Origin of the sequence: Eudoraea chungangensis (genome assembly GCF_029360665.1) — a bacterium.
GTDB classification, from domain to species: domain Bacteria; phylum Bacteroidota; class Bacteroidia; order Flavobacteriales; family Flavobacteriaceae; genus Eudoraea; species Eudoraea chungangensis.
In genome coordinates this window covers 365,427-391,735 of the sequence record NZ_JARDUB010000004.1, presented here as the reverse complement: position 1 = coordinate 391,735, position 26,309 = coordinate 365,427, and the positions used below count along the sequence as shown (strand labels likewise).

Here is a 26,309-nt window from a genome sequence, read left to right as displayed (position 1 = left end):
AGGAGATCCTTTCTGCTAAACATTTGCTATTGATAAAGTCTAATTTTTTGTGACTTCTTTTTTAGAAATTCATTTTCGAGATAGAGTTTAGTGATTTTAGAATTATCTAGTTTACTCACCAAAAAAAACTCCATAGTAGAAAGGCGTATAAAGGTTGAATAAAGAGTGCCTCCTATACGATTATTTTTATCTTTTTGTGGGGTCTGTGCTGCTTGCCCCAAGGTATTTCCAACATCTAGGAGTTTAATGGGATGTGCGAGGGCTGAAAGTTTTTGAAGTCTACTTTCTATGGATGCATATCGCGGGCATGGATAATTACCTTTTTCAGGATGAGACAAAAGAAAGTTGGTCATAATAAGTCTATTGTTCTCAATAAAAAGAAGGCGTCTTTTTCCCTCTACCCATTCTACAACAACCGCTTCTCCATTTTTGTCACCAAACATAATATGCGCATTGTCTAATGCAATATTTCTCTTTTCTAGATAGATTAGTGCCTCTTTAACGTTTCTACAGTTGGCCAGAATATCGTCCCCTAAATTACCCTTTGGTTTATTGTGTATAAAGGAAAGATTCTGTTTAGGTGTTACAGCCCCGTCAAAAAAAAGCCCATCTTCATTAATACCACCTTGAGCAAAGTCATCCCAACCGTACCACAAACGTGCAAGTTCTTTGGAAGAGCGGGGTTCTATTTGAATATAAGCTTTTGTATCATACCAATAATCTTCATGGTTGGCAATATATATTTCCCCAGTTTCTTTGTCAACATAATACAATACCGAACACGCGAGAGATGAAATAGGAAAGAATATCAGCAATAAAAAAAAGACAAGGAAGAGCTTTATTTTGCTGAAATAAGGTATATAATAGTGAACTATGTTTATAAAGGAATCCATAAGATAAGCGCAGATTGTATTATAAAAAAGACAATAAACGGAATCACTAGATACCCCATGATATCTCTCGCCTGTATTCTTATTCCTTTCGCCATAACTGGTAAAATCAGTAATAAATAGAAGGGTTGAAGCATATTGGACAGGCTTTCACCATAGGCGATAGCCATAGATGCCTTGGCAATCATGGCTTGCACTTCTTCCGTTGGTAAATCAGTCCCTAGGCTTTGCACTACTTGAATAATGTTTGGCCCAATTACGGCGAACTCCCCACCTGCCGATGGAATCGCAAAATTTACAATACCCCCGGAAATATAGGCCATGAATGGGTAGTTATTTAATGTTGCCATAGCACTTTGTACTTCGCCAATTTTATTGCCCAGACCGGAGTAAAGAATAATTCCCATAATACCTGCATAAAAAGGGTACTGAAAGAGGATTCCTGATATATTCTGACTTGCCCTTTTCATCGCGACAGTATACCGCATGGGGGTGCGATGCAGCAGGAGACCTAGCATTAGAAAAGCAAAAATTATAATATTAAAATTAAGGTTAAATCCTCCCTTATAAAAATAACTGACTATATAAATCAGGCCGAATAGAGCGATCAAATCTTGGATCCAATTAGTATTATTAAAGAGGTCGCTGGTTGCTTTGAAAGGAAGCTTATAAGACTCCGCTTCTTCCTTAATAGAAATGATCTTCTGAGCACTCTCTTCGATAAGCAAATCATTTAATTCTTTGCTTTTAGAAGATTTGGGTCTTAGAACTAGAAATACTATTGGAGTCACAAGAAGTATTACTAATAGCATGGAAATATTTAAGGTAGAACCCAGTGTTTTGCCAGTAGGAATGATTTGGGTGAGAACTCCGGTTTTTATTAAAAAATTATCAGGAGTATTTAGTAACAAAGCAATGGAACTGGAAGCACCGGTTACCCAAGTTCCGAGTGAGGCATATACACAGGCAATGAGGAACGGATAATTTATTCCCTTTACCCTGCTAGCCAATTCCCTGGCAAATATAGCGCAGACAACTGCCATACCGAAACTCAAAAGACATACCAAAGACCCGAATATAAAGACGCTTAAATATACTTGAATGGGAGTCTTAATATGTATTACTAACTTTTCAATCAGGTATCGAAAAATATTCGATTGCGCCAGGCAAGAGGCGGTGACGATAATAAGCACTATCTGCATCCCAAAGGCCAATAAGGTCCAAAAGCCGTCATACCAGGCATTGAGGATTGTAAAAAAAGAGGCGTCTGCCCAAAAGAAGGCCGAGAGTGCTGTAATAAGTGTTAGAATGAGAGCAAAGACATAGGCACTGGGCATGTATCTAACAAACAAATCGGAAAATACCGCACCAAGTTTTAGAATCATATAGATACATCTTACAGTTAAACAGTTCCTTAAATGTATTAAATATTACTGGCTTATATTCCCAAAAAACAAAATTGAACCATAAGAGATGTTTATATGTTTTAATGATTTGTTATTCATTTCGCTTTATAAAATAGTATTTTAATGCAGTATTAATTTAATTACGGTTAAAATAATTCTATTGAAACAAAGAAAAACAATAGCATTAATACTTCTTGTGGTTGCACTAGTCTTGAGTGCTGCTTTTTTGTGGCAAGTAGAATACCCACAGGGCTTCGAGCCGTATTTTAAGAGAGAATACTATAACCAGTTTGGGCCTTTAGCTATAAGCGTAGAACTGTTAATAGCAGGTTACTATCTGTTCGTGGGAGATAAAAAGACAAATTTTGCATTGGCGGTTTTTGGCTTTACGGCATTATTAGATCCTGTTTTTGACCAAATTGGTCTTTTCGAAAGTATAGTGCCTGTCTATGCGAATTTTATTCTCTCTATTTGTGCCGTATTTTGTCTATGGCTGGCATTTAAAAATATCTTTAAATTAAAACGAATATCAACTATAGTTACCGCAGCAAGTTTTGTCCTTGGTGTTATTATAGAACTCTTCTTCAACTTTGTATGATGAAAATTCGAGTCTTGATAGCTGTAAATTTAGTCCTCTTGCAAGCTTCTATTTTATCAGCTCAAGAAACGGGATTTGAAGAAATCGGATCAAGGTTATTCGAGAAAGACAATATTTCTACTGATGAAGTTGAATTTTCCTCTTCTATGTCGACCTCTCAAAAGGAAATTTTTTTCGCAAGAAGTAGCGATAAATGGGGTCAAGGAAAGATGAAAAGTTTTATCTACACCTCTGTTAAGCACAAAGGTAAATGGTCAGAACCAAAATTAGCCGAGTTTTCAGGTGTCTATGACGATAGTGATCCACACATTACCAAGGACGGGAATAGTATATATTTTATTTCGAGCAGGCCCTCGAAAGATGTTGGAACCTCGGCCGATATTTGGGTAGTCGAAAGACAGGATAATGGAAGTTGGGGAGAATCCTATCGTTTGAAAGAACCAATTAATTCTATGGCAGCGGAGTACAGCCCTCGAACGGATAATTATGGAAACTTATATTTTGCTTCTAATAGACTTGGAGGATTTGGTCAGGGTGATTTATATATAGCAAAGCAACTTAATGGGCAATTCGTTCAACCAATTAATCTTGGTAATACCATCAATTCAAAATTTGGCGAATGGAATTTGGAAGTAAACGGAAAGGGTGACCTAATAATTTTTGAAGCTTCTCAAAAAATAGAAAATCTCTCTCCATATGGGGATTTATATATTAGTTTCAACAATGGAAGAACTTGGTCTGAACCTTTAAACATTTCTGAATTGAATACCACGGGAAGTGACCTTTATCCTAATCTAGTAAATAATGACAGTTTGCTCTACTACACTAGTAGTCTTACACCGGAAAGTATCGATACCGATATTTATCGAATCGATTTTACAGAATTGATGAATAAGTATAGAAGACTTGCTATTTACAAGAACGACTAGTTTCCCGATAAGAATTAGGCGACCTCATAAAAGTCTTTTTATGTTGTACTTTTATTAAAGATAGGACCATCGATAATAGCTTCAAATAAATTCCAGTTATGAAAAATAGCTTCCTTTTTGTTTTATGTACTTATGTAACTATGCCTTTCATATATCCACAAGATACTTTGGATAGCCATGAACACAGGCAAGCGATTTATGACCTGGTGGATAGCTATTCCCAGGCAAGAAAAACGAATGATACCGTTTTACTTGAAAGTATTTTAACTGCTGAGGTAGATCAATTGGTTTCTTCGGGTACCTGGAGAATTAACAAAAAAGAATCGATGGAAGGTATGCTGCGAAGTTCTACGAATAATCCCGGAACTAGAACATTGCAAATTGAAAGAATACGACTTATTAATCCAGAAACGGCGATAGCGGATGCACGATACCAAATTGAGAACAGCGAGGGAAAGATTCGGAAAATGTGGAGCACTTTTATCGTTGTCTATGGGGAAGGTAGATGGAAAATTACCGGCATAAGGAATATGTTGCCTACAAGATCTCAATAGGCCTTTTTGGTCGTAAAAATTTTTTCTAAGTCGACCTTCATCGAATACTGAAAAAAAAAACCATCCCTAATTAGGCCGTTTTCTCGCAGTCAATGAATATACCATTGGGAGTTTTTCTTCTAAGGAGGAAATTACATACTTTTTCTTTTCTATTTCTACCATGTTATCGAATATGTTATATGGGGAGTAATCGTACTCACTAAATGATTCTATATCCATATTATTAGCCAAAACACTGCTAAATACCTCTCCTAAGTTATGATTCCACATTATATAGTCTAGGGTAATCTCGGCCTCTCTATCCGCGTAGGTTCCTTTTTCCGTTTCCTTGATAGGGCCTCTATTAAAATAAGAATAAGCAAGCTTGTCAAAGCTATCATTAAACATCCATACCACCGGATGAAATTCAATAAGAATCAGTCTTCCCTTAGGTTTTAGGAAGGAGTTTATTATCTGTGCCCATTTATGTAAATCGGGAAGCCAGCCTATGGTTCCATAGGAAGTAAACACAATATCAAATTCTAGGTTAAGATGCCGCGGTAGGTCATAAAGGTCACATTGAATAAATTTTGCCTTGGAGTTTAATGAAGCAGCCAAAGCTTTTGCCTTGGCAATAGCAACTTCAGAAAGGTCCACACCGGTAACACTGGCGCCTAAGCGTTCTAAGGAAATCGTATCCTGACCAAAATGGCATTGTAAATGCAGAACACTTTTTCCTGCGAGGCTACCCAATATTTCTAGATCAAGAGTGTTTAAAGAAGAGTTTCCGTTAAGAAATCCCTCCATGTCATAGAATTCGGATTGGTAGTGTGCTTCGGTTTTGAGATTCCAAGAAGTTCTATTAATGTTGATATAGTCCTCTTCCTCTTTCATGGAACTTATGATTTTGTGTCCAATAATTTATAGTTTTCTCGATGTATTACATAATAGTGGGCATCATGTATACCATGGCATTCGTCCACTTTGTAATACTGCATGCCTATTTTATTTAAGACCTTTATAGAAGCAACATTGTCTTTTGCAGCTCTACCAATAATTCTATCAAAATTTAGAGATCCAAAGCCATATGCCAAAGTTGCTTTCGCAGCCTCGGTGGCAAATCCTTTATTCCATTGCTTTTTAAAAAAACGAAAGCCCAGGTCTATTAAGTCCTCCTCATTCCGTTTAAAACCACACCACCCAATAAATACACTTCTTTTCTTTTCTACTACAGCCCATCTGCCGAAGCCATTATCTGAATACTCCTTGTACGATTCAATAAAAAGTCGCGCATCGTCTACCGATCTAAACGCTTGATCTCCTGTATAGCGAATGACTTCCGGATCACTATTGAGATTGAACATGTTCCGGGCATCATCCAATACAAATTCTCTCAGCAATAATCTTTTTGTTTCTAAAACTATTTTCATTTTTGTCTTCGTTTTTTAGACAGTGGACATAGTCTAAGGCTCGCTTTCTTTTATTAATTTTATTACTATTCCTAGTTGTCCCAAATGATATATTTCATGGGCGAGGGTTCCCTCAATCAGGAAGGAATAGGGATACCGGCCTTTAAAGTCCTGATCGTAATAGGTTTCTTCTAAAAATGAATCTTCTTTATTTTGTAAACTTTGTATAAATTCCTCTCTCCCTCGCAGGTGTTCTCTCCACAATTCAGGCCAACCTTTCTCTTTTAATGACACCATGGAGGGCCAATTTTCTGTCATTTCTTCTTTTAATACACCTTCGCCTTTTGTTATTTTAAGAATTGCATCCTTTCGCCAAGCATTGAGGTGAGCAATAATCTCAGCAACGCTGTGAAGACTAGGGTAGGGCCTAATAAACATTTTGTCTTCCTCGATTTTTTTAATTTTACGTTCATAGTTTTCGCCCATCCATAGTTTAGCGTTTTGAATATCCTTATACTGTTTTAACAATTGATTTAGTCTGTTAGACATGCTTTCTTTCTACTTTAATACGAACTATGTAATTATTCCTAAAGGAGGTGTATCTTTCCATTTGCCTCTGGTAAAGTCAGGAAATTTTTGAGGCATGCCATCTTCTGCTACCGATGTCTCACTTAATGGAGATACGGCACTCCAGAAACAACCTTCGTAAACATTCTGGTCTAAGGCCTCGCCTTTGTGTAAACATTCGATGATTCTATAAATCATCATCCCATCCATCCCGCCGTGCCCGCTATTATTAGTGGAAGCCGAGAGACGTTTGTAAAGGGGGTGGTCGTATTTTTCATATAGTCGTGCCATATGTTCACCTTCAATCCAATGGTGATGATCTTTACTAATCTCTTCAAAGCCATCTTCCAGCGCTACTCGGGTAGGAAAACCTGCTAAAGTACCCTTGGTGCCTTGAATCAGATTGAGTCGAGAATAAGGTCTAGGACTGGTCTCATCCCATTGAACCAGAATGGTTCTTCCCAAATCGGTTTTAACAATAGCCGTATTTATGTCCCCTCCTTGGTAGTCTAAGGCATTCCATTTATGATCTTCCGGAAAATGCTTTTGGGCATATAGAGCTCTTCCTTTGGCCGGAGAAGAGTAAGATACCAGACTTTTAAAATTATCTTCTTGCCTGGCAAGATTCATGTACTGCGCAACAGGTCCGAGGCCATGGGTGGGATACAAGTTACCATTTCTATTGGCATAATGACCTGTTCGCCATGAACCAGTTCCTCGATCTACTTCTTCCATTTGGAAACGCAAGTCGTGAATATAAGCGGCTTCTCCATGTAAAAGCTCCCCAATGACTCCTTGTCTGCACATATTAAGGAAGAGTAATTCGTCTCTTCCATAGTTGACATTTTCCATCATCATGCAGTGTTTCTGCATTTTTTCGGATGTGTCTACGACTTCCCAAAGTTCTGAAACATTAAGTGCTAAAGGAACTTCTACGAAAGCGTGGGCTCCTTGTTTCATAACTTCAATAGCCATAGGTGCATGGTTTGCCCAGTTGGTTGCAATAAATACCATATCGGGCTTTGTTTCCGAGAGCATTTCTTTCCACTTATTCTCATCACCATAGTAGCCTTTGATATTCTGATGCCTTACTCCCTCACCAATTTTTTTGGTTTCTTCGGACCATTTTACAACGAGGTCTTCATATAGGTCACAAATAGCAACTATTTCTGTTCCTTCCAGAGAGGCGGAAAGAGTCAGATGTCCCGGACCTCTAGCCCCAACGCCGATAACCGCAATTTTTATTGTCTCTAGAGGTGGCGCTTTAAAGCCTCCCATATATTTTGAGGTTGAGGGTCTATTGGAGTGTGCATTTAAGTTTGTTGGAAGTAGACCTGCAGCAGTCACTGCAGCTGCAGATAAGGTAGTTTTTTTGATAAAATTTCTTCTGTTGAGCTGCTTCATAGGAATGTCTTAAAAAACGATGAGTAAGTTACCCTATTTTGATGAATTTTACACAGTTCACTATTTAATTAGACCTGTTTAGAGGAATTCCTACAATGAAACTAAGTCTAAATTTATCCACGTCGTTTATATAGGACATGTCAAAATGAACAGGACCTAAAATTGAATTGTAAGAGAGTAATAAACCGGTAGTGAAAATAGCGCTGGTATCGAGACCTTCAGACCAATTGCCGTTTGGAGAAAAAGCATCTTTGATAAATATGTCAAAATCTTCAAATCCAACGGTAGCCACATCTATATGGGGGGTTAGGTAAAACTTATTAAATGGGGAATATTGTACAGCCATTTTTATTTTCATAAACTGACTCACATTTAATTCATCTTCCCGGAGTCCATTAAATAAATAGCTTTTCTTATTAGGATTAACACTAACCCCTCCCAAAAAGAATTTCGACCCATATCCGAATTGTGAAAATGAATTGTCGTCTCCACTAAGGTCATCCTCGAATATAAATCCTGCGTTAGCACCTATTATACCCGTGAGTTTAGGCGTAAATGGCAGTCTTTCTTCGTAATTCAGTTTAAATTTGAAATATCCATTAGTGGGCCCATTAATATTGGGTATTTCCGGGTCGACGTAAGTCAGGTTAACATGATTAACAAGAGACCTGCCGGCTGAAGCATAAATTGTTCGGCCATTAGTACTAAAAAACACCTTATTCAGATTGTTGAAAGTGAAGTGAGCGTAAGTTTCTATATTGTTTAGGAAGTAATTCCGTAAAGCCAAAATGTTTTCACTAATATCAGGATCTATGGTGGGAGTCACTTCGGTATAGTTATAATTTATACCAACACCTGCAAAACTGCTGTTAGAATTTAAATTTTTATTGAACTGATTATCGTATAGAAAGTACTTGTATTTAATGTTATCCGCAATCTCTCCGTTAATATATATATTCTGTTTTAGTTGTTCTCCATAGGCCTCCGATCTCCACCACCATTCTTTTACTTCACCAAAATTCTTTTGGTACTGAACCCTGCCTCTTTGTTGTTCTGCAATATCTAGAGTTACCAGGAACCTAGAGGCTTTACCAAGGCTATTTCTATTGGTGTAATTCACAATAAGGCCTACTCCGCGATAGTCATCAAAATGCAAAGAACCCTTTAGAAGGTGATTAGATTTTTCATTGACTACTAAGACTAGCCCAGTTTTATCCTTTTCAATTATAGAACGAAAGTTTATTTCTTCGAATAGGTTAGTACCCATGGCTTTGTTTATTCCATTTATGATATCCTGAGGAGAATATTCTTCTCCTATTTGGAGATTTGATCTGGCCTTAATAATGGCCGTATTTTCTTTGCTTAAATTTTCATATATCAAGGTGTCAAGCGTAAATGTTCCTTTGTTAGGAGGGAGTTGTATATTTTTCTTTGGGAGCCCACTAAGTCGTTCTGCTAGTTCTACTAGATTGTCAAGATTATTTGCAATCGCCTTGTTTCCTTCGGTATAAATTTCATTACTGTTTTTAAAGTCTCCTGTACTGTAGGTTAAAAATGGTACGTGGTCTATAAGAATATCACAGTTGGCTCTATTTTGTGGCACTTTAAGATTACTGGTGAGCATACCTGTTTGAAAAATTATGGTTGCCATATTATCTAGTTCATCTTTGGATGCCATTCCTCCTCCTACATCACTTCCGATAATAATGTCATAGCCCATGTTTTTAGCTATGTCTGTCGGAAAGTTATTCATTACCCCACCATCTACTAACAAGGTATTGTTATAGGGCACCGGCTTAAAAATTGTTGGAATAGACATACTGGCTCTCATTGCAATAGCCAGAGACCCTTCTTTAAGGATAATTTCTTTACCATTAACAATATCAGTAGCCACCGCTCTAAATGGAATTGGAAGTTTGTCAAAATCATTAATTCTATAGGCAGGGAAAGCTAGATTGGAGATAAATTCTCTAAGATTTTGATCTTGTAAGATCGATGCATTTACCTTGGGTTTCCCCTTATCTATATTTAAATTAACTAAATAGCGATTAAATTCACTTTTTTCCTCCATACTAACATCGGAAAGTGAAATGCCGCCGCCTAGGAGGGAACCCCAATCGGCCGTTTTCGAAATTTCTGCAATACTATCTCCCGAATAACCCATTGCATAAAGTCCTCCAACAATACTACCCATGCTCGTGCCAATAACTATATCCGGGACTATTCCCAAGGAATCTAAGGTTTGAAGTACTGGGATATGTGCTATACCTTTTGCGCCGCCGCCACTCAACACCAGGGCAATTTTTGGTTTCTTCTCTTGTGCATTTATATAAAAGCAGCCAGATAGCATTAATCCAACAAAGAGGATTATTACAGAAGTCTTAATTTGGTGTATCTTCATAGTTTAAATGACGGTCTCCTAATTTAGAAAAGTATAATACTACCTCTCTTTTGGAACTCCTGTTAGATATAATATAATTCCGGGACCCGATTTAATCCTATCTATCTTCCAGGCATAGCTTTCATGGTTTTCAACATTTGCAACCAATTCCTTCATTTCTTGCACCGAATAGGTGCGAAGAGAGGAAACAATACCATCCCACCAAACACAAACTGGGACTATTGGTATTAAATAGGTAAAAAGGATTCTTCCTAAATTAAATGGTTTTATAAATGGGGTCATAAATAGCACAGTGATAGGAGAAAAAAACATGGCAAGGAGACTCGGAAAACTCCGTTCCTGGGCTTCGAAAATTCCAATTGTAGTATTGTTTATTACGGTATTCTCCAAAATACGTTTCGCATCCTTTGGTTTAAAGTGATGAAATGCCAAGAATAAAGTTCTTAGTCCCGAAGGTTCTTTAGAAATACTGCGAGCATCCACAGGTTCTTTGATATACTCAAAGGCCTTATTTTTACCTTTGGTGTACTCAAAGGCCTTTATATTAGGATAGTAATCAGTAAGTGTAATTTTTAATTCTGGACGATCTTTTTGTAATTCTTCACATAGCCATATTAGACCACCACCTCCACCCGAGCCCAGATCTACGATCGAATTTTGCTTACTTTCCTCTAATATTTTTTGAAGTACGGGTATAATTGGTCCATATAGTTTGACTTTATTGGAGAGAAATTGAAGAAAATCGGTCATGTAATTTCTAAGAAAACTAGGAAACCAGCTTTGATCTTCAAATTCAAATAGATGCAGTCTTGCCATATTACATATTATTGTTCACCACTTTTGTGCAAATTATTATTCCCGTAGACCAATTTAATTTGGTCACAATTAAGTCGTCTCTCTCCTCCAATCTTGTGATCAGATTTAATGCCCTAGCCTTGTGCGCCTCTGGCCAGGTAGCTCGTTCTAACATATCATCAATTATATAAAGCCCACCCGGGTTTAACATGTCTAAAACCTCTTCTAATTGACTGTATTTTCCTGGCCAAGCATCGGCAAATATCAAATCAAATTTACGCTGTGAATTTTCATTAAGCCATACAGCAGCATCAGCACATATTATATTTACTCTATTATTTTTAGGCAAGACATTCTTTAAATGTTCTATTAGGACATTATCATTATCAATGCTAATTAGCTGTGCATTTTTATCCATCCCATCAAGAAGCCAACAAAGTGAAAACCCTAAACCTGTGCCTAGTTCTAAAATATTCGGCCCCTTTTTATTTGCTGCCAAAGCCTTTAAAAGGCTCCCAGTGAGCAGATCACTGGACATAGTAAAGCCTATTTCTTTTGCCAGACTTTCTATTTGTGGTAATATACTAGGAATGTTTAAAATGTCCTGATCATTCATTGCGAATAATTATTGGTAATTATTTGCCAATACTTTCTTTTGGATAAGGTTTGGCTTAATTTTTAGCTCGAATAATATCCCTTAAATTTACTGTTTTCTGCAACGTGCGGTATATATTTGTTTCTATTTTTTATTCGTTGATATACTATGTCCTGAGCTGCTTTTACGAATGGTAGTTCAGAAAAAGTACTTTGCGGTATTTACCAATTGGAGGACTTGTCTCTTCCTTCATGTGAAGTATTACTATCCTTCGTTGGCTTATTTGTATCGGAAGAAGTTTTTTCAATTTGAGGAGGGATTGGCAGCTCTGTAGAAGCTTGCTCCTTTGAAGAGGTCATATGTAAAACTCTTTGAGGGAATGGAATTTCAATACCCAATTCCAGAAAGCGATTAAATATGGCCACACAAATATCACTTCTACATTGTAAACCGTTGTCGAAATACACCCAGAAAAGCAATCTAAAATTTAAGGAACTCTCCCCAAATTCTATAAAATATGCCCTGGGCGGAGGAGTTTTAAGAACCTGAGAATTTTCCGTTGCTATTCCTAATAAAACTTTAAGTACCTCATTTGGATCAGAACTATATGAGGTGCCAACAATAATTTCAATTCGTTTTATATTGTCTGTATGAGTCCAATTAATTAGGTCATTCGCGATTAAATTATTGTTCGGGACAACTACTTCTGCTCCGTCAAAAGTTGTGATATGTGATGCCCGGACACCTATTTTATTTACGGTACCCATCAGGTTGTTCACTTCAACCCGATCTCCAGGAAGTATGGGTCTTTCAAAGACCAAAATAATTCCTGAAATAAAATTAGATACTATGGTCTGTAAACCAAATCCAATACCTAGTCCAAGAGCCCCAGCCATCAGATTAAACTTACTTAAATCAATGCCCAATGCAGACAAAGCCAAAATAAATCCAAAGGCCAATATAAAATATCGAATAACCAGGGAAACAGCTGCAGGAATGCCTTTTGGGAGTTTTATGAAATTAAATTTTACCTCATTTCCGTCTAATAGGAAAGAAACAAAACTGGTTATCAGAAAAGAAGCCGCAAGGATACCAATAAAGGTCAATATTATTCCAATATTAAAGGTAATAGTCCCTACTTTAAAAGGTTCTGAGAGGATGCCTGTTACAAAATCAGCAAGCGGACGGTACAGATCCACCATATTGAGAAAATAGAACAACCAAAAGCCAAAAATTACAATGCGTATAACTTGTAAAGTTTTGAGCTCTAGGGTAATTTTTTTGGTTTTATCAAAAGAAGACTTTTGGTTAAAATGGTCGTTTATAAAACCTATACCAATGCCATCTAGGACCATTAAAAGTGCATAAAACAGTAGCGTAAGTACGCTACTCTGTGTACAAAGAATTAAGGAAATGTCTGCCAGATTACTATAGCCTAGTATATTGGAAACTACCGATACAATTAACAGAAAATACAATAAGGGGGTTAAGGTGACAAGAAAGGTGCCAAATCTATTTAAGGGAAGTTTTCTAGTTTTTAAATAAGGATAGATATAATAGAATAACAGTGCAAAAACCGCAAAAGATTCTAACAGTAAGTATAGTCTATATTGGGGCGAGGAAAACCATAGATAAGTTTTCAAAGAATCTAATACAAAAGTAAGAACCACAAAATAGGTGATAGACTTAAATTTCGGATGCATATAAGGCTGAACTAAAGGAATAGCACTTATAAGAGTTATTAAAACTAAAATGTCCGTAAATAGTTTTGGCGTATTACTAAAGAATATTAGGGCACTAAAAAGCGACAAAAACACGATTGCCCAGATTGGATTGTCAACGACTATTGCCCTTGCATTAAGAAGGTCCTTATTATTTTCTTCATACCCATATTTTAAAAACGATTTTTTTAAATAGAGTATGCCAAGGGTGATAAGTATAATAATTAAGAAGTAAATATAGATGTCTTGCTCTCCTGTCTTAATTAATTCCCAAATTTGTAAGCTGTTTTCGCCCACTGATTCTACTCCAGCCTTTATGGCATCCGACTCTGCCACCTTAAAAGAGACCTTCCAAATTGGAGGGTGCCTCAGTGTAAAGAGATTGTATATCTCAGAATTTTTTAAACTCAAAAGATCTTCTGTAACCTCATCTACAAGTGCAATCTGATCATTAATTGCAGACTCTAGGGTTAGGTATGAATTATTCTGATCTTTAATTTTCTCATTAAGGCGTTCAAGGTCAATAATTACATCCTCTATACTGGATAAAAGCTGCTGAGGAGCCTCGCGTTCAACAGCATTTTCATAAGTAAGGTCCCATTTTTTTTGTTCTTTTATTATCGACTCAAATAGAATTACATTTCTACCCAGGTATTCGTTAATGGAATTAGACCATGTCTTGTAATATTCTCTATAACCAATCCATTTATCAATTAAATTTTCAACTTTTTGACGGTTTGGATTGGCACTAATAAACTCATTAGCCTCGATCTCACGTTTCTTAATTAGACTAACCTGAGTGGGGAATAGGGAATCTATTAAAACAATAGACTTTTTTGGAATTATCTTCTTCTCCGTTAACTTTATTTCTGCATAAGTCTCCTCGATGCTTGGAATAACTTTTATTACAGGAATTGCTATGATTTCTTTTACCAAAGCAGAATCCTGTTTTTTAATATCTGCCTGGGAAAACCCGATGTTAGATGTTAAGAAAAGTAGTAATAGAAGTATATGGGAAAGACAGATTTTCGGGTAGAAACGCATGTTAGGAACAATTTATTCTTTTCAAAGCTAAGATAACATATTTCTTTCGCACTAAATTATGGCAACGGATAGAGGGCAGTTCTTAGTTACTTTATCAGGACCTTTTTAAAACCATTAATTGCTGCCCTTCTTTATCCTTTATTACTAACTGTTTGTCTTCTAAAACATAGTTCCAAGGCATAAAGAACAATTTGTCAAAACGATCCGGAATGGTCATTTCTAGGCACATCTTTCGTGTAGAAGCAATCGGCCCTGTGGTAAAAGTATCTGGAGAGATAAATTTAATACTCCCGGTATAATTATTACATCCATTGCTTCCAGAAACGGTCATCTCTTTTAAATCGATTGCTAAGCTTGGAACTTGCCCTTGTTTGTCTATTTTTTTATCTAATAGTCTCTCTACTTTCCAATTCCCTTCAATTTTCCAAATAAGATCTTCTATCTTTTCAATTTTACGCACCGCTGTAAACTTAATACTAGAAACGTCTTGCGCAACTTCGTTTGCAGGAATATTTTCTTCGAGGACTTCAATTTTTTGGAAAAAACCAGGCTGGTAGTCAAAACCTTCAATATCTGCATAAAAATGCTCCCATTTATCGGGATCAAGATTTTCAGATTTTTGAATCATAAGGCACATATCCTTTCCAGCACCTCGATTACATTCTGTTTTAATGCTATTTATCCAATAAATACTTGATTTTTGTGCTTCTAATTGTTGCAGGCTAATTACGGTAAGCATTAGAATTAATAAACTTAGCTTGTTTCTGATCATGTAGTGATATTTAAGAATTACTAAATAGTCCCAAGGACTATTTTTTTGTGTATAGAGGTATTAGGAAAAGAAGGACTCTCCTTCGTATAGATTTAATTTATTTTGCATTTGAAGCATCTCTTGTTGTAAGTTGTCTACCTTTTGAAGCAGATTAAAAACAACATCAATGCCCTCCACATTAATGTTTAATTCTTTGTGAATTCTAATTATTTTTTCCGCCCGATGCATAGCATCCTGTTCTAGAAAGTAATTGTTACTAGCATAGGTCATTCTTAGAAGTCCCTCTTCCTGTAAGGCTTCAAAGAAAGACATTTCAATTTGATAATGATCGCATAATTGCCGTATCGAAATTAATTTTTCCTGCTTCATTTGGATCGTAGTTTTGAAAGTTCTTTAAACAACTCCTTTTCTTTGTTACTTAAGTTTGTAGGCAGTTTTATTTTATAGGTGATAAATAAATCTCCAAACTTGCCTTCTTGTTTATAGAGCGGGAAACCCTTCCCTTTAAGCTTTACTTTTGTTAGATTCGAAGTCTCGGGTTTAACTTTGAGCTTTACTTTCCCATCAAAAGTATTTATTATTTCTTCACCCCCTAGCATTGCTTTATAAAGGTCTAAATCGACGGTCGTATAAAGGTTATTCTCATCACGTCTAAATTTTGGATCATTTTGAATAATAAAGGTGATATTCAAATCTCCTTTAGGACCTCCTTGTATTCCTTCACCGCCATGGCCTTTTATTTTTATTACTTGTCCATTCTTCACTCCCGCCGGAATAGTTAGCCTTATGTTTTTATCATTTACCGTTAGGGTTCTTTTGTGTGTCTTATAAACGTCTTTTAGACTCAGTTGTAATTCTGCATTGTAATCTTGCCCTCTGAATGACGAAGCTCTTCTTCGACCACCTCCAGCTCCTCCAAACATAGACCCAAAAAAATCGGAAAAGTCTTCTTCCGTAAAGTTTGTTCCCGCTCTTTGGTAGCTTCTGCCCTGTTGCTGGTATTGCTGCTGCTGGCGTTCGGCTTTTTCAAACTCTTCTGCATGCTTCCAGTCTTTTCCATACTTGTCGTATTTCTTCCTGTTCTCTGCATTGCTCAGGACCTCATTGGCCTCATTTATTTCTTTAAATTTCTTTTCAGCCTCTTTGTCGTTGGGGTTAACATCAGGATGATATTTACGAGCCAATTTACGATATGCCTTCTTTATCTCAGCTTCTGTTGCCTTTTTAGATACTCCAAGTACTTTATAATAATCTATGAAATCCATGCACCCATTTAAAAGTTATACCGCAAGTCTTAGTAGACCTTAAAATTACTAAAAACACTTCGCTTAAGAAAGAAGATATGTTAAATCCCTGGATGGCTTTTAAGATAAATTGGAGATGAACCTAAGAGATAATTCAGATTAAAAATATTTTTAAAAATCTCGAAAACCCAATTCTATTTCCCAAAGGATCTTTTGCATCACCTTGATCTTCAGTCAAAACTTATATCTGTCATTGTGTAATTTTAACAAAATATTTGTATATTCTGAGGCTATTAAATTTTAAACACTAACATTAATTTAAATCAACCAAAATGAAAAAAACACTAGCTTTTATCATTTTTCTAATCTTTTTGCTGCTGGCTTGGTTAAGCTGGGACTGGTATAAAAATACCGTCGTTTGCTGTCCGGTAGTGGAAGAAGAAGTAATGGTTTATGGGCCAATAATCTTTGATTGCGCCACAGATGAACCAATTACCAACGAACAATGGCCCGATAAGAAAATGGAAATTCTGGCTTTAAAGCAAGCGGGTAAGAACCTAATTATTATTGGCCCTTACTATGATGGCGAGACAGAAAGCCAAGGATTGGCAAGAGCAGAGAAGGTAAAACTTTTATTCGCTAATGATCTCGAGTTAGACGTAATAGAAGTTGATGCGAGACCTGCAGGTGATTGTGAAAGCACAAAAGCTAATCTCATGCACGGTTCTATGTATAGGTGGGTAACTCGCAACGATGATATTATTGAAGAGTTAGACAGAACTATAGTATTTTATCAGTACGGTACGGCCGAAGAAGTTTACAATGCCAACTTGCAAACTTATTTTAACGATCTGGCTACCTTCTTAAAAGATACTAACGATAAAGTTATTATTACCGGACATACCGACTCAACGAGCGGATCAGAATTTAATATGAAACTAGGCCTAAAACGCGCAAATGAGTTTAAAGATCATCTGGTAAGTTTAGGAGTGGATCCAAGCAGAATTGAAGTGGCTTCCAAAGGAGAGACGGAACCACGCAGTACTAATGATACGCCTGAAGGACAACAGCAGAACAGAAGAGCAGAAATTCAGATAATTGAAACAAACTAAAAAAAATTTATAATTATGAAACTTTTACAAATGAATACAATGGCATGTGATGGATCTGATGTGTTTTGGACCTGGATCCTATGGCTATTAGGAGCGTTTATTCTTGGATTAATCTTGGGATGGCTTCTTAAGCAAATATTTGGTGGTGCTGCAGCCGCAGAACCAGCACAGACTTACAAGGAAGATTTAACTAAAATAGAAGGGATAGGAGAGAAAATTCAAGGACTTCTATATAAAGCCAAAATCAATAATTATGCAGATCTCTCGGCCGCCTCACAGGAAACCTTACAAAAAATTCTGTCCGATGCCGGGCCACAGTATTTAGTGCACAAACCTTATACCTGGGCTGCACAGGCTAGCCTGGCCAATTCAGGGCAATGGGAAGAACTAGAGAAATGGCAAGACATGCTTAAAGGGGGAATCTAATAAGTATTATATTGATCTGAAAAGCCTGAGAAATCAGGCTTTTTTTATTTAAAGTAGTTTTTTCTTAATACAGAAGGAAGAACTCCAAATTGAGTTTTAAAATCTGCGGCAAATTGTCCCATATGCCAAAAGCCGTATTTAGCCGCTACCTGAAAAATTGATAAATTTCTATACTCTTCGGAAATTAGATCCTTTTTTACCATGTGATGTCTTTGAGCTGTGATATATTGTTTTGGGGTAATTCGAAAGCGTTCCATAAAACCGTATTCCAAGGTTCTCTGGCTAACATTGGTTAATGCGCTAAGTTCTCTTACGTTTAGAGTATTTTCTGAATTATACTGTATAATATCAATAGCCGTATTAACGGCTAGATCTCTTTTTTTGATGGTGGGAGAGAAAAGGAGGGAGTCCTCATTTTCTAAATTGGCGTATATCACATCTAGTAAATCTTCCAGGAAAAGTCTTTCGAGTAGGATGTCTTTCTTCTCTTGAGGCCGTTGTGCTTGGTTTCTTAAAAACCAGTCCAAATCCTTTACGACACTTTGAATATATTCAGGATTCGATCTAATAATCTTTTCTTCCTTTCCAAATAGACCGATGGCATTTTTATATTCTAAGGCTTCTAGTCTGCGCATTAAGTAATCGTATTCCAGGGAAATCACGAAAACATCAAAACCATCAAAAGAAATGGAATCTAAAACACCATCGTATGGAAAAATTAGAATATGGTCCCCATTTACTTTTTTATTCAACCAAGTATAGGAGATATTTGGATTTGCCGGTAAAACTATAGTGCTATAACCTTTAGGGATAAGCCCATGCTGTTCTATTTTTCCATTTAATGAAGTGCGCCCAATTTGAATTGATTCTCCGGTATATAGGCTAAGATGAGCTTTAAATCCACCTTTTGAAAGCAAACGAAAGTCTAACTCCCAGTTTAGGGCTGCTTCCCTAAAAAATTCAAAATTGGTAAAATCTGCAGAAACAAATTGCATACTAGTTAGTTAATGGTCTAATAAGGTACGAATAATAATTTTTTGCGATTTTTTGATGTTGTAAATTTTAACTAATAAATAAATTTGCTTTACACATTATTAACACAAAATTAAGAAAATGAAAAAAGTAAAACTTATCCTTTTGGCAGGGATTTTGATTTTTGGAATATCCTTTAATTCAAAAGCTCAGGAGGTTATGCCACCCTCATCTAAGGAAGATATTCAAAAAGCACTTTTAGGAGGTGTTCCCAACGGAAGATGGAAAGAAGGACTTTTATTCGAAGGAGTGGCGCCTATGCCCTGGTTAAAAAGTGCAGCCAACTGGTTTCCGGGAACAGAAGATGTGCAGCCAGATGAAATTCGGGTAACCTTTATGGGAACGGCCCCAATGATAAGACCTGGACAGATGAATACCTCTATTTTTGTAGAACTAGGAAATGGCGATAGTTTCGTCTTTGATATGGGTGAAGGAGCGGTCTCTAACTATGTTGCGGCTAGAGTTGCATTAAATCAAATTAAGCACGTCTTTATAACCCACCTGCACGTAGATCATTTTGGATCTTTACCATATTTATGGATGTTTGGGACTTGGGCAGGAGGTTGGCACGAACCCTTGACAATTCACGGCCCATCAGGGAGAACCCCTGAATACGGTACAAAAACCATGGTAGACGGAATGGCAAAGATGCTGGGATGGCATAGGGATGCCTTTAGTGTATTTCCTGTAGGGAAAGGACATGATATTCAAGTCAATGAATTTGATTTTAGAGACAATGGAGGGGTAGTATATGAAGAGAATGGGGTAAAAGTTATCCATTGGCAAAGATCTCATGCAAAAGACGGTGCTTCAGGATATAAACTTACTTGGAATGGTATGAGTGTAGTTTGGACCGGAGACGGGCGTCCCAGTGAGTTGGATGTAAAATATGCCAAGGGTGCGGATTTATATATTACTGAATTACAGCCAGAAGTGGTAGAAATTAATTCGGGAGTACAGGGAGTTCCGCCATTCTTGGCCAGATATACCATTGATACGCATCATACTCCGGGTTATGCAGCGGGATATTTGGCTAATCAGATTAAGCCCAGAATGTTTATGACTACCCATATGGATTTTGATCCTTTCTTAAATGAAGAAACAGTAGCGGAAGTCCGTCATCATTGGAAAGGACCATATCACTTTGGGGCGCCAGATGGGGTGGTGGTTAATATGACCAAAGATAAAGTTTGGGTAAGAGATGGTATTTTACCGGATTATCCTAATAGTAGAGCCCCACAGTTTAATTTTGACAATGGACAATTGGTAGTGCCACATCCACCTACTTCCAGAGAAGAAATCCAAGAACCATTCGTGAGAGAACAACAAATAGATCCGGATAAATACTATCCAGTCGGGTACAAGCCAGAGTTGTTAGATGAATGGCCTGTAGAAGGAGATTTAGTAGTGCCTATGGATGCTTTACCAGATAATTTAAAGCAAAGTATGGGAGCACAGTGGAGATTAAAAAAGAAGAATGAAGAATTGATCAAGGCTTCGAAAAAGTAACAGAAAGATTTTTATTTTGGTTCTAAAAAGGGGGCTTCTACACGGATACCTCCTTTTTTAGTGGTTAATTATATTTGGAATTGTCTATTAATTCTTAGGCAATGAATCCATGGATTATATATAATACTAAAGTAAAACTGGGATTATTTGCTCTTTAATATTATATCCTTCTGAAATAGGAGCTTAAGGAAAAAGGACCTTAAGTAGGAAGAAGATGCTAATTTTATTTATATAAACTATGAAGATACGTTCGCTTTTATTGATCCTAGGTATTTTAATAAATTCAGCAATCTTTGCACAAGAAGATACTGTAGTAAAAGAAGAGGAATTATCTGAAGAAGCAAAGCTTGCAAAAGCAACCCAAAACCCATTGGCTGCAATGTATAGTTTACCTTTCCAAAATAATACAACCTTCAATGTTGGTCCAGAGAATCGAACACAAAACGTCCTGAATATTCAGCCGGTGATTCCAGTGAGCTTGAGCGAGGGAATAAATTTAATAAATCGTATTATTCTCCCTGTAATAACCCAACCTTATGGGGAAGATGGGATAAGTTCCTCAACAGGGATTGGAGATATCAGTTACACAGCTTGGCTCTCCCCCACAAGGGCTTCGAAAATAACTTGGGGTGTTGGTCCTGCTTTTCAAATACCTACTGCGTCTAGAGATATCTACGGCAGTGGGGAGTTTGGCTTAGGTCCTTCTGTGGTTGCGCTGACAACCATTGATAAGTGGGTTGCGGGAGTTGTAGTTAATAATGTCTGGACCTTTGGAGATGTTGGGGAAAATAAATTCTTATTTCAATATTTCGTAAACTATAATTTACCTAAAGCATGGTACATCGTTTCTGCACCAATTTTAACGGCCAATTGGAAGGCCGATAACGGTCAGCAATGGATCGTACCTTTTGGTGGGGGTGGGGGGAAAGTTTTTAAAATAGGGAAACTTCCAATAAACGCAAATGCGCAAATGTATTATAATGCAGTGAAACCAGATGGTTGGGGAGATTGGCAAATGCGATTACAATTACAATTCTTATTTCCAAAAAAAATGTAACCAGCTATTTCGATTGAAGAATAGTTTAAATTGTAATTTAAGACCTATTATTAATTGGATAAGGGAATGAATCGTGCACTTAAATCTGGTTCTTCCATATCCTTATCTAGAGGATACATTGGTCTCTTAATGTTTTTATAATCTAACCGCTCCAAATCCTGATCTACCCCACCGGGGGTAAGGGCCATAATCCAACCCCCGCGCATATCGTACAATTCTGGTACCAGATAACCGATTTTTACTACTAAAATATCTGCTTCACGAGGTTTTAACCCCAAGTGTGTAAAATCGGATTCCTTGTGATAGGGCTTTCTTTTCTTCGTAACAATAACATCTACACTTCCTACTCTAACTACTATTTCTGTTACAGCGTGAATATCGCCGGTTTCTTTTGCCATAATAATCCCATCTAGCATAACAGGCCCTGCAAATCTATTATCCACCATGGCACCAACCGGGGCCTTAATTCGATCCCCGACATTTAAGTTTTCTGCCTTCGCAATAAGTTCCGGCCCTGGTATGGAGGCATATATAAGACTAGGACCTCCCTCAGGCTTGAACTCATTTCTAGCCAAAATTTCTTTTAAGGTCCAGCTAACATCACCAGCACCTCCAGCGGTTGGGTTGTCTCCCATATCACTAATAATAAAAGGTTTTTTGGTGTTTTTTAGGGCCATTGCAAAGCTCTCATCCAGGGTTGCAGTTGGTGCCACAAATTCAAAATCTTCCCTTACTTCCCAGAACCTCTGTGCAATTTTTTCTGCCGCTGCCCCTACTTTTTCTTTATCGTCTCCGGTAACCATTACCACACCATGGTTTCTAGGCTCGTCTGCCCAAGGATAGCCCATCCAAATGGCAGCATCAACTATTTCTTTTTCTTCAGTAATAGCGGGGAGCATGGCGTATAAACTTTTTCCTGGTTCTATTCTTGTACTAGTCTTTTCACCTGGCAACAAAATAGGCACTGGAACCCAAGCCTTATATTGAGGTTTCCCAGTTCCTTTTTCCAAGCGATCTAGTAGATTATCTACTGCTCTTTTTTTAGATTCGAGAGCATCTTCATGCGGTGCCATCCGATAACAGGTAATTAGATCGGACTGCTCGGCTAGCCGTTTAGATACGTTACCATGTAGGTCCATCGAGGTAGAAATTATTGGTTCTTGCCCAATTACTTCTCTAATCCTTATTATAAAGTCTCCTTCAGGGTCTTCTATTCCCTCCACGCTCATTGCCCCGTGGATATCAAAAAAGAGTCCATCATAGGGGACGTTTTCCCTTAACATCTGCAATGTTTTTTCTACTAAAGACTCGTAGGCTTCTCGTGTCACAATGCCTCCTGGGAGGGCATGGGCTCTTAAGGTAGGCACCCATTCTGCTCTTTTCCTGTTTACAGAATCGGGGCTCATAAATGGATAAAAGCTATAGACATTCTCAAGCGTTCTTGCGTGAAACGCCTCTTCATCTGTTGTAGCAGGGGAAAAGGTGCTAGACTCAATTGCAAGTCCGGCAATGGCAATTTTTGGGAGTTTAGAATTTATAGTATTCTCTTCTGTTGCCTTGTCTTTACATGCTGCAAGAGAAAAGAAAAGCAAGGTCAGTGTGCCGAGTATTTTAAATTTTGTTGATCTTATCATTAGCTCCTTTATTTAAAAATAGTTCTTTTAGTATTTATTCTAGACGTTAGTTTGCTTTTTTTAGGGTGGGGTAGCTTATCCCCAATTGTTCCAAATAGCTGTCGTATTTTTTTTCATTATAGTAAAATGGCTTGAGCTGTGGGGTATAGGTTTCCATAATTTCCTTGTTGAGGTAAATTGCTGGTTTATCCTCAGGGCCAACCATGGGGATATACTCCTGATCTTTTAGTTGTTTGTTAATAAAATAGTCTTTGGCTTCTTCTCTAATACTTGGAACCAAAAGTAAATCTAAGAGGGTCATGGCTTCTACCTTGGCACCTGCAACAACACCCTTATGGGCTATTGGGGTTGCCATAGCTATGGCATTAGACCAATGATGGCCTTGTAAACCAGGAATATTTGAAGGGAATCTCAAGGTTATAGTAGGAACTTTCCAAGAAATATCTCCAATATCATCGGAGCCACCGCTTCTAGGTTCTTTTAAAGGGGCTCTTATGCTGTCTAGTTTTAGTGCCAAACCATTAGTGTCTTTGGGAGAATTCACCTCCCTTTGTACTGCTTTGGCAAGTTCCTGATCCTCCTTGCTCCATTCCGGAAGACCTACTTCCTTTATATTAGAGTACATAGCTTCTGCCATAGGCTGATTAAAATGTCTTGGCCAGGCGGTACCCAATATTTTGCTGGTCATTTTGGTTTGCGTCATGAGGGCGGCACCTTCTGCAATCTTATTAGCTCTTTCGTATACTTCCATGATTTTGGGATAGGTAATTTCCCTGAAATAATACCAGATAGAAGCCTGTGAAGGTACCACATTGGGCTGGTCTCCTCCGTTATTTATGACCGAGTGAGATCTTCCTAGTGGATGAATATGTTCACGGGCATATTGCCAGCCAATATTCATCAATTCAACGGCATCGGCAGCACTTCGACCCCTCCAGGGAGCACCGGCTGAATGTGCAGATTCTCCTTCAAATGTATATTCCACGGAAATCATACCGGTACCACTGGCTGCACCGTACGAAACGTTCATATTGCTAGAGACATGGGTGAAAATGCATAAATCCACCTCATCAAAATAGCCGTCTCTTGTGAAATAAGCTTTTGTTCCCAGTTGTTCTTCGGCAACTCCGGGCCAAATAATAAGAGTTCCCGGGATTTTTTCTCTTTCCATAATTTCCTTGACAGATAGTACCGCAACAATATTTAGGGGCGTTCCTGAATTATGACCTTCTCCATGACCAGGTGCCCCAGCTACAATGGGATCGTGATAGGCGACCCCGGGTTTTTGAGATGCTTTAGGAATACAATCCAGATCACTTCCAACGGCAATTACAGGACCACCAGAGCCCCATTTTGCCCACCAAGCAGTGGGTACCCCTGAAATTCCATAGGTGATTTCGAAACCATTTTCTTCTAAAATACTGGTTAAGTATTTAGAGGTTTCTATTTCTTGGAAACCTAATTCAGAAAAGCTGAATACTTTATCTACCATAACCTGAGCCATCTTGGACTTGGATGCAACAAGTTGTTGTACTTCTTTCTTTAATTGAGCTACTTCAGCTTCTGAAGTTTGGGAGAAACTGAGGTAAGAGATAAAAAGGCTAATAAAAAGATAATAATTTCGGATTTGCATCATAATGTAACGGAGATAAGATTAGTATTTATTCAAAATAGCTTATTGGTTTGTATAAAACTCCCGTATGTCCTTAGTAAGTTTTATAAAATCCGGTTCGTGAACATACATCATATGTCCGGTCTCATAATAACTTAAGTTAACCCTTGCCGAGCTTATTCCATTTCGGGAAAAAGTATATTCGGCATCAAAAAACGGACAGATTAGATCATAATAACCATTAGCAACAAGCACCTTCATTTCAGAATTTCTCTTCATAGTTTCTGCTAATTTCCGGGTAACGTTAACCGGAGTCGGTTCCCAGTATTGGCCGTCCGCTACCGTTCTCCATCGCCATTTTTCTCCAATTTGATTATTCGATGTCAGGTAGGGCCTATCCATTTTCACTTTAAGATAGTTCAACAAATGGTGGTTTATCCCAGCGGTATATGCCCCAGAAATCTGATAACTTGCCGGATCCCCTAATCGGGGTGTCTCTGCTATTTTATCTACCTCATCTCCCATAAACCGGCCATCCAATCTTCCAATACTAAGGCCATCCTCTTCTAACAGTTTTCTTTGAAATCTACCCATTAGTATTCGCAGATTAGACCGAAGGATATAGTCTTCTTTAAGTCCAATAAAGTAACTTAGTTTATTAGCGATTACTTTGGAATCTTCTAAGGGCAAATAGTTGCCTTTCAGAAGAGCCGGGGCGTATTCATTATAGGTGAATTCTCTTGCCTCTTGTACAAAGGCAGCCAAATCTTTACCCATTCCTGCTTTCTTATGGTACCAGGCGGTAGCTGCCATACTGGGCAGATAGGTAAGGTACGAGGTAATGTTGTCGTCTATTGAGGTAGAACCTGCATAGTCTAATGCCTGTGAGATAAGAATTAAGCCATTTAATGACATGTTTTGTCCGTCATTTTCAAGAGTGTTGGCAACTGCCGCCGCCCTTGTTGTACCAAAGCTTTCACCTGCAAGATATTTAGGAGATAACCATCTATTGTTCTCGCTAACCCATAGGCGTATAAACTTAGCTATGGAACTGGCATCTTCATTTAGACCCCAATAGTCTGAGACTTCTCCTTTGCCAATTACCTTACTAAATCCTGTACCCACAGGATCAATAAAAACAAAGTCCGAAACATCTAAAAGGGACTGTTCATTTTGTACTAAAGTATAAGGAGCGGCCCCATCGTCTTGTTTTGCATCAGAATCTACTTTGACCAATTGTGGTCCAAAAAGCCCCATATGTAACCAAACAGACGCGCTTCCTGGGCCTCCATTGAAAACAAAGGTTACTGGTCTTTTGGTAAGATCGGTAACATTACTTTTTGTATAGGAGACGGTCCAGATAGACGCGACGGGACTTCCTTCGTCATCTTTTAGATAGGTTTCTGAAGCATTGGCTACAAAATTAAGCAGGGAAGAGCCGACAGAGATTTTATGCTGGGTGATAAAGGATTTAGGTTCGGGAACTTCGGTACTGTCCTTTAGAGGTTTCTGGGCGGCTAATGAACCACAAAACAAAAAGAGAAAAATAAGTGCTTTAAGTCTAAAAAATAAAGTTGAAATCATATAGTGTTTTTTGTGTCTTCTTGGTGGCATAGAAA

24 protein-coding genes are annotated in these 26,309 nt (G+C 37.7%); 7 read left to right on the top strand and 17 right to left on the bottom strand.

Going from position 1 to position 26,309, the window contains the following annotated elements; genetic code table 11:
• Nucleotides 1-26: 26 nt before the first annotated feature.
• Both PXG98_RS11685 and PXG98_RS11680 read right to left on the bottom strand, forming a co-directional pair.
• Complete coding sequence (locus PXG98_RS11685) at nt 27-893, bottom strand: carcinine hydrolase/isopenicillin-N N-acyltransferase family protein (RefSeq protein WP_276391283.1); 867 nt, start codon at nt 891-893, stop codon at nt 27-29.
• On the bottom strand, nt 878-2,275 hold the full coding sequence (locus PXG98_RS11680; protein WP_276391280.1) for a short-chain fatty acid transporter: 1,398 nt from the start codon (nt 2,273-2,275) through the stop codon (nt 878-880). Before PXG98_RS11680 ends, PXG98_RS11685 begins: the two co-directional genes overlap by 16 nt.
• A 181-nt stretch (nt 2,276-2,456) precedes the next feature.
• Between PXG98_RS11680 and PXG98_RS11675 the strand changes: the two genes are divergently transcribed.
• The 3 genes from PXG98_RS11675 (at nt 2,457) to PXG98_RS11665 (ending at nt 4,377) form a co-directional block, all read left to right on the top strand.
• Entirely contained in the window at nt 2,457-2,894 is a 438-nt protein-coding gene (locus PXG98_RS11675) for a hypothetical protein (RefSeq protein WP_276391278.1), read from the top strand.
• Nucleotides 2,891-3,823, top strand: a complete 933-nt coding sequence (locus PXG98_RS11670; RefSeq protein WP_276391276.1) for a hypothetical protein — start codon at nt 2,891-2,893, stop codon at nt 3,821-3,823. Before PXG98_RS11675 ends, PXG98_RS11670 begins: the two co-directional genes overlap by 4 nt.
• A 98-nt stretch (nt 3,824-3,921) precedes the next feature.
• On the top strand, nt 3,922-4,377 hold the full coding sequence (locus PXG98_RS11665; RefSeq protein ID WP_276391274.1) for a DUF4440 domain-containing protein: 456 nt from the start codon (nt 3,922-3,924) through the stop codon (nt 4,375-4,377).
• 66 nt (nt 4,378-4,443) lie between these two features.
• On the opposite strand, the gene PXG98_RS11660 is transcribed toward PXG98_RS11665, so the two are convergent.
• The 11 genes from PXG98_RS11660 to PXG98_RS11610 form a co-directional block, all read right to left on the bottom strand.
• The gene (locus PXG98_RS11660; protein WP_276391273.1) at nt 4,444-5,250 is read right to left on the bottom strand and encodes a class I SAM-dependent methyltransferase; all 807 of its coding nucleotides are present in this window, start codon (nt 5,248-5,250) and stop codon (nt 4,444-4,446) included.
• Nucleotides 5,251-5,255: 5 nt separating this feature from the next.
• A complete protein-coding gene (locus PXG98_RS11655) occupies nt 5,256-5,786 on the bottom strand; it encodes a GNAT family N-acetyltransferase (RefSeq protein ID WP_276391272.1) in 531 nt (176 codons plus the stop codon).
• Nucleotides 5,787-5,819: 33 nt separating this feature from the next.
• Nucleotides 5,820-6,314 (bottom strand): DinB family protein, encoded by a 495-nt coding sequence (locus PXG98_RS11650; protein WP_276391271.1) that lies wholly within the window; start codon nt 6,312-6,314, stop codon nt 5,820-5,822.
• A gap of 24 nt (nt 6,315-6,338) precedes the next feature.
• On the bottom strand, nt 6,339-7,736 hold the full coding sequence (locus PXG98_RS11645; RefSeq protein ID WP_276391269.1) for a Gfo/Idh/MocA family protein: 1,398 nt from the start codon (nt 7,734-7,736) through the stop codon (nt 6,339-6,341).
• A 64-nt stretch (nt 7,737-7,800) separates the two neighbouring features.
• Nucleotides 7,801-10,137 carry a patatin-like phospholipase family protein gene (locus PXG98_RS11640; RefSeq protein ID WP_276391267.1) on the bottom strand — a complete coding sequence of 779 codons (2,337 nt, stop codon included), beginning with the start codon at nt 10,135-10,137 and terminating at the stop codon, nt 7,801-7,803.
• 39 nt (nt 10,138-10,176) lie between these two features.
• Entirely contained in the window at nt 10,177-10,953 is a 777-nt protein-coding gene (locus tag PXG98_RS11635) for a hypothetical protein (RefSeq protein ID WP_276391265.1), read from the bottom strand.
• A 1-nt stretch (nt 10,954) separates the two neighbouring features.
• A complete protein-coding gene (locus tag PXG98_RS11630; protein WP_276391263.1) occupies nt 10,955-11,548 on the bottom strand; it encodes an O-methyltransferase in 594 nt (197 codons plus the stop codon).
• 200 nt (nt 11,549-11,748) lie between these two features.
• Nucleotides 11,749-14,292 carry a mechanosensitive ion channel family protein gene (locus tag PXG98_RS11625; RefSeq protein WP_276391262.1) on the bottom strand — a complete coding sequence of 848 codons (2,544 nt, stop codon included), beginning with the start codon at nt 14,290-14,292 and terminating at the stop codon, nt 11,749-11,751.
• Nucleotides 14,293-14,386: 94 nt separating this feature from the next.
• Nucleotides 14,387-15,064: a DUF4377 domain-containing protein gene (locus PXG98_RS11620; protein WP_276391261.1), complete on the bottom strand. Its 678-nt coding sequence runs from the start codon at nt 15,062-15,064 to the stop codon at nt 14,387-14,389.
• Nucleotides 15,065-15,124: 60 nt separating this feature from the next.
• Complete coding sequence (locus PXG98_RS11615) at nt 15,125-15,433, bottom strand: chaperone modulator CbpM (protein WP_276391259.1); 309 nt, start codon at nt 15,431-15,433, stop codon at nt 15,125-15,127.
• Nucleotides 15,430-16,329, bottom strand: coding sequence for a DnaJ C-terminal domain-containing protein (locus tag PXG98_RS11610; protein WP_276391258.1), 900 nt, complete (start codon nt 16,327-16,329; stop codon nt 15,430-15,432). Before PXG98_RS11610 ends, PXG98_RS11615 begins: the two co-directional genes overlap by 4 nt.
• Before the next feature lie 311 nt (nt 16,330-16,640).
• On the opposite strand from PXG98_RS11610, the gene PXG98_RS11605 reads away from it, so the two are divergent.
• Nucleotides 16,641-17,420 carry an OmpA family protein gene (locus PXG98_RS11605; RefSeq protein WP_276391256.1) on the top strand — a complete coding sequence of 260 codons (780 nt, stop codon included), beginning with the start codon at nt 16,641-16,643 and terminating at the stop codon, nt 17,418-17,420.
• Between the two features lie 15 nt (nt 17,421-17,435).
• A complete protein-coding gene (locus PXG98_RS11600) occupies nt 17,436-17,846 on the top strand; it encodes a hypothetical protein (RefSeq protein WP_276391255.1) in 411 nt (136 codons plus the stop codon).
• A gap of 44 nt (nt 17,847-17,890) precedes the next feature.
• Here the strand turns inward: PXG98_RS11600 and PXG98_RS11595 are convergent, their stop codons facing one another.
• Entirely contained in the window at nt 17,891-18,841 is a 951-nt protein-coding gene (locus PXG98_RS11595) for an AraC family transcriptional regulator (RefSeq protein ID WP_276391254.1), read from the bottom strand.
• A 118-nt stretch (nt 18,842-18,959) separates the two neighbouring features.
• Here PXG98_RS11595 and gntH point away from each other — a divergent pair, with 118 nt between their 5' ends.
• The gene (gene gntH / locus PXG98_RS11590) at nt 18,960-20,387 is read left to right on the top strand and encodes a guanitoxin biosynthesis MBL fold metallo-hydrolase GntH (RefSeq protein ID WP_276391253.1); all 1,428 of its coding nucleotides are present in this window, start codon (nt 18,960-18,962) and stop codon (nt 20,385-20,387) included.
• Nucleotides 20,388-20,625: 238 nt separating this feature from the next.
• Nucleotides 20,626-21,444 (top strand): hypothetical protein, encoded by an 819-nt coding sequence (locus PXG98_RS11585; RefSeq protein ID WP_276391251.1) that lies wholly within the window; start codon nt 20,626-20,628, stop codon nt 21,442-21,444.
• A gap of 50 nt (nt 21,445-21,494) precedes the next feature.
• Here the strand turns inward: PXG98_RS11585 and PXG98_RS11580 are convergent, their stop codons facing one another.
• Genes PXG98_RS11580 through PXG98_RS11570 form a run of 3 tightly spaced genes read right to left on the bottom strand, consistent with a single transcriptional unit; the run spans nt 21,495 to nt 26,274 of the window.
• On the bottom strand, nt 21,495-23,078 hold the full coding sequence (locus PXG98_RS11580) for a M81 family metallopeptidase (RefSeq protein ID WP_276391250.1): 1,584 nt from the start codon (nt 23,076-23,078) through the stop codon (nt 21,495-21,497).
• Nucleotides 23,079-23,124: 46 nt separating this feature from the next.
• Nucleotides 23,125-24,714, bottom strand: coding sequence for an amidohydrolase (locus tag PXG98_RS11575; protein ID WP_276391248.1), 1,590 nt, complete (start codon nt 24,712-24,714; stop codon nt 23,125-23,127).
• Between the two features lie 39 nt (nt 24,715-24,753).
• The gene (locus PXG98_RS11570) at nt 24,754-26,274 is read right to left on the bottom strand and encodes a S10 family peptidase (RefSeq protein ID WP_276391246.1); all 1,521 of its coding nucleotides are present in this window, start codon (nt 26,272-26,274) and stop codon (nt 24,754-24,756) included.
• Between the last annotated feature and the right edge of the window lie 35 nt (nt 26,275-26,309).